Origin of the sequence: Nocardioides sp., assembly GCF_034670285.1 — a bacterium.
Taxonomy (GTDB): domain Bacteria; phylum Actinomycetota; class Actinomycetes; order Propionibacteriales; family Nocardioidaceae; genus Nocardioides.
In genome coordinates, this window is sequence record NZ_JAXMNS010000325.1 from 1 (window position 1) to 4,496 (window position 4,496).

5 protein-coding genes are annotated in these 4,496 nt (G+C 72.2%); all 5 read left to right on the top strand.

Annotated elements, in window-relative coordinates; all coding sequences use genetic code 11:
• On the top strand, nt 1–185 hold a 185-nt coding region (locus tag VOI19_RS14980; protein ID WP_323793766.1), incomplete at its 5' end, for a hypothetical protein.
• Nucleotides 175–1,767, top strand: a complete 1,593-nt coding sequence (locus VOI19_RS14985; protein WP_323793767.1) for an AMP-binding protein — start codon at nt 175–177, stop codon at nt 1,765–1,767. The genes VOI19_RS14980 and VOI19_RS14985, both read left to right, overlap by 11 nt.
• Nucleotides 1,764–2,438 (top strand): TetR/AcrR family transcriptional regulator, encoded by a 675-nt coding sequence (locus VOI19_RS14990; protein ID WP_323793768.1) that lies wholly within the window; start codon nt 1,764–1,766, stop codon nt 2,436–2,438. The genes VOI19_RS14985 and VOI19_RS14990 overlap by 4 nt, the downstream gene beginning before the upstream one ends.
• A complete protein-coding gene (locus tag VOI19_RS14995; RefSeq protein WP_323793769.1) occupies nt 2,435–3,370 on the top strand; it encodes an alpha/beta hydrolase in 936 nt (311 codons plus the stop codon). Before VOI19_RS14990 ends, VOI19_RS14995 begins: the two co-directional genes overlap by 4 nt.
• The coding region (locus VOI19_RS15000; protein ID WP_323793770.1) for a PHB depolymerase family esterase at nt 3,367–4,496 on the top strand (1,130 nt) is incomplete at its 3' end. The genes VOI19_RS14995 and VOI19_RS15000, both read left to right, overlap by 4 nt.

The window sequence follows — 4,496 nt, forward strand, 5'->3', positions numbered from 1 at the left end:
ACGCCGTCGCCGACCTGCCGACCCTGCTGCGCGTGCCGCTCAGCGAGCCGCTCTTCATCCTCGGCACGCTGTTCATCCTGGTGGTGCTGTTCGTGCCCGGTGGCCTGATGGGGCTGGGCAACCGGGAGAGCAGCCGACTCACCGAGCGCCGTCCGGCTCAGGCGAAGATGACGCATGACTCCTGAGCCTGCTCGCGACGGTCTCCACACCCTGGGTCGCTGGACCACCGACCGCGCGGTCTCCACCCCCGACCGGGTGGCGATCGACGACCGCGGCGTGGTGCTCACCTACGCCCAGCTCGACCGTCGCGCGGTGGCGCTCGCCGAACGGTTGCTGTCGGCCGGGTACGTCGCCGGCGACCGCCTCGCGACGCTCACCGGTAACAGCGCCGACCACGTGGTCGTGCTCTTCGCCTGCGCGAAGTCCGGCCTGGTGCTCGTGCCGCTCTCGTGGCGGCTCTCGCCCTCCGAGCTGGCCCAGCAGATCACCGACTGCGACCCGGCCGTGCTGCTCGTGGAGGACGAGTTCGGGGCCCTCGCCGGCGCCACGCTCGACCTGGTCCTCGACCCCGTGCCCGTCGCGCAGATGGGTGAGCACGGCATCGAGCACAGCGCGCCCCGTCCGGGTGGTTCGGCCGGCCGAGAGCTGGCGAAGTCGGGTCCTGCCTCCACGGCCGCAGGCGCGCGCCGTCCGGTCGAGGACGACGACCCGTTGCTCATCATCTTCACCTCCGGCACGTCGGGCCGCGCCCGCGGTGCCGTGCTGAGCCACGCCAACTGCTTCTGGACCAACCTCTCGCTCTCGCGCACCGCCGAGATCACCAGCCGCGACGTCGTGCTGGCCCTGATGCCGCAGTTCCACGTCGGGGGCTGGAACGTCCAGCCGCTGCTCGCCTGGTGGATGGGTGCCACCGTCGTGCTCGAGCGCACCTTCGACGCCGGCCGCGTGCTGCACCTCATCGAGGACCGCCAGATCACCACCACCATGGGGGTCCCGGCCAACTACCTGATGCTCGCCGAGCACCCCTACTTCGCGCGCACCGACCTCTCCAGCCTGCGTCACGCGATCGTCGGCGGAGCGCCCATGCCCGAGCCGCTGCTGCGCACGTGGCACCGCCGCGGGGTCGCGCTGTCGCAGGGCTACGGCCTCACCGAGGCGGCGCCCAACGTGCTCTGCCTGCCGCCCGACGAGGCGATCGCGCGCATCGGCATGGCCGGCACGCCGTACCCCCACGTCGAGGTGTCACTCGTCGATCCCGCCACCGGTGCGGTCGTCGACGGACCCGGCACCGGCGAGCTGGTCGTGCGCGGACCCAACGTCTTCCTCGGCTACTTCCGCGACAGCACCGAGGTCGAGACCACGCTGCTGCGCACGTCCGGTCTCCACACCGGCGACGTCGCCGAGCGCGACGCCGACGGCTACTACCGGATCGTCGACCGGCTCAAGGACATCTTCATCAGCGGGGGCGAGAGCGTCGCTCCGGCCGAGATCGAGAGCGTGCTGCTCGAGCACCCCGCGGTCGCCGACTCGGCCGCCGTGGGCGTGCCCGACGAGCGGTGGGGCGAGGTGTGCGCGGCGTTCGTCGTCGTACGCACCGGCTCGGTCACAGACGAGCAGGACCTCCTCGAGCACTGCCGCCGACGTCTCGCGTCGTTCAAGGTGCCCAAGCACCTGCGGCTCGTGAGCGAGATCCCGCGATCGGGCAACAGCAAGATCATGCGCCGCGAGCTCAGCGCGGACTTCGTCACGGCCCAGGAGCAGCGATGACCACCACCCCCCGCAAGACCCCTGCGACCAAGAAGGGGACGGCGACCAAGAAGTCGATCATCGACGCCGCGGAGGCGATCTTCGCCGAGCACGGGTACGCCGACGCCTCGGTCGCGCGGATCACCGAGCGGGCCGGCGTCGGCCAGGGCACGTTCTACCTCTACTTCGACTCCAAGCTGCAGGTCTTCGAGGAGCTCGTCGAGGACCTCAACCGTCGCGTGCGCCACGCGATGACCGAGGCGTCCGCGGGTGCCGAGACCCGGCTCGAGGGCGAGCGCGCCGGCTTCCGGGCCTTCTTCGCGTTCACCGCCGAGCACCCCGCGCTCTACCGGGTCGTGCGGGAGGCGGAGTTCGTCTCGCCGTCCTCGCTGACCCTGCACTACACCCGCATCGTCGAGGGCTACATCAAGAACCTCACGCACGCGCGCAGCCGCGGCGAGGTCGGCGACATCGACCCCACCGTGGCGGCCTGGGTGCTCATGGGCATCGGCGAGATGGTCGGCATGCGCTGGGTGCTGTGGGGCGACGACGGCGCGCCCGAGGGCTCGCCCGAGCCGCGCGCCACCGTGCCCGACGCCGTCTTCGACCAGGTCATGACCTTCATCGAGCGCGCCCTCGCGCCGGCCCCGCGCGACCACCTCCCCACCGACGAAGGAGCCCCCTCCGCATGAGCACCGACCTCAGCCTGCAGACCACCGAGCCGCGGACGGCGTCCGTGCGCGTGCGCGGCGGCGACCTGGCCGTCGGTGTCTGGGGGCCCGAGGACCCGTCGGCACCGGTCGTGCTGGCGATCCACGGCATCACCGCGACGCACCGCGGCTGGCCGCTGGTCGCCGCCGGCCTCCCGCACTGCCGGGTGATCGCCCCTGACCTGCGCGGTCGCGGACGCAGCGCCGACCTGCCCGCGCCGTACGGCCTGGCTCGTCACGCCGAGGACCTCGAGGCGGTGCTCGACCACTTCGGTGTCGAGTCCGCCGTGGTCGTGGGTCACTCGATGGGCGCCTTCGTGGCGGTGGCCCTCGCCGACCGGATCGGCACCCGCGCCTCCGCCCTCGTGCTCGTGGACGGCGGGCTCGAGCTCACCCCGCCGCCCGGGTTCGTGCCGCGCCCCGACGCGACACCCGAGGAGGTGCTCGGGCCCGCGGCGGCGCGTCTGACGATGAGCTTCGAGAGCCACGAGGCCTACCGCGACTTCTGGCGCGCGCACCCCGCCTTCGCGGGGCAGTGGAACCCCACCGTCGAGGGCTACGTCGACTACGACCTGCGCGGCGAGGCGCCCGACCTGCGCCCGTCGACGAAGGTCGAGGCCGTGGCCAGCGACTCCTCGCAGCTCTTCGGCGGGCACGTGCTCGACGGTCGCAGCTATGCCGACGCGTTGCGCACCCTGGCGGTGCCGACGACGTTCCTCCGTGCGCCGCGCGGGCTGATGGACGAGCCGCAGGCGCTCTACCCGCCGGACGCCGCGCGCACGGCGCGGGCGCTGGTGCCCCACCTGGTCGACGTCGAGGTCGAGGACGTCAACCACTACACGATCGTGATGGCCGAGCCGGGGGCTCGCGTCGTCGCTGAAGTGACCATCGACCTACTCGGAGGCACCACATGAAGCACACGATCAGATCCACCACCACCGCCACCACCACCGCCACCACCACCGCCACGACCGCCGTCGTCGCGACGCTCGGGCTCGTGCTCAGTGCGCTCGTGCTCGCGCTCGGGAGCGGGGCCACCACCAGTGCCCAGGCCGCCGGCACCTGGACGAGCGAGACCCTGGCCGGGATGAACGTGCGGCTCTACGTGCCGACCACGGCGCCGGCCATCGCCGACGGGCGTGCGCTGATGGTCAACCTGCACGGCTGCGTGCAGACCAACACCGACCTCGTCACCGCCGGCAACTGGCAGGCCACCGCTGACTCCTACGGCATGGTCGTGGCGATCCCGGCCGCTCCCAACGGCGGCGTGATCGCCGGCTGCTGGGACTACTACGACGGCAACCACAGCCGCACCGCGCCGGCCCGCCACGACGACAACCTCCTCGATCTCGTCGACGTCCTGCTCCAGCGCTCGACCCTGGGTCTCGACCCCGACCAGGTCTATGTCTCCGGCCTCTCCTCCGGCGGCGGCGAGACGATGGTGATGGGCTGCCTGGCCCCCGACGTGTTCGCCGGCGTCGGCATCAACGCCGGTCCGACCGTGGGCACGACGTCCTCGCAGATCGGGAGTGTCGCGACGACCAAGACGGCCGCCACCTCGACGTGCCGGCGCTTCGCCGGCAGCCACACCTCGGGCTTCGACACCCAGGTCGCCTCGGTGATCCACGGCAACGACGACTACACCGTCGCCCCCGGCTACAACCTCCTCAACGCCGAGGTGATGGCCGGCATCTACGGCGCCGGCACGACGTCGTCCATCACGATGTCGACGCTGCCCGGCAGCAGCACGGCCGGCAGCGGCACGCTCTGGTCGGACGGCGACGGGCCGCGCGTCTCGCTGCTCACCAACACCGGTCTCGGTCACAACTGGCCGGCCGGCGGCGGGCCCGGCGGGCGCTACATCAAGGCCAGCAGCATCAACTACCCCGCCTACGTGACGGCGTTCTTCTTCGCCCAGAACCGTCGGGTGAGTGGTTCGACGTCCACCCCGACCCCGACGCCCACGCCGTCTCCCACGGGCAGCCCGACGCCGACACCGACGCCGACCCCGACGCCGACACCGAATCCGACCCCGAATCC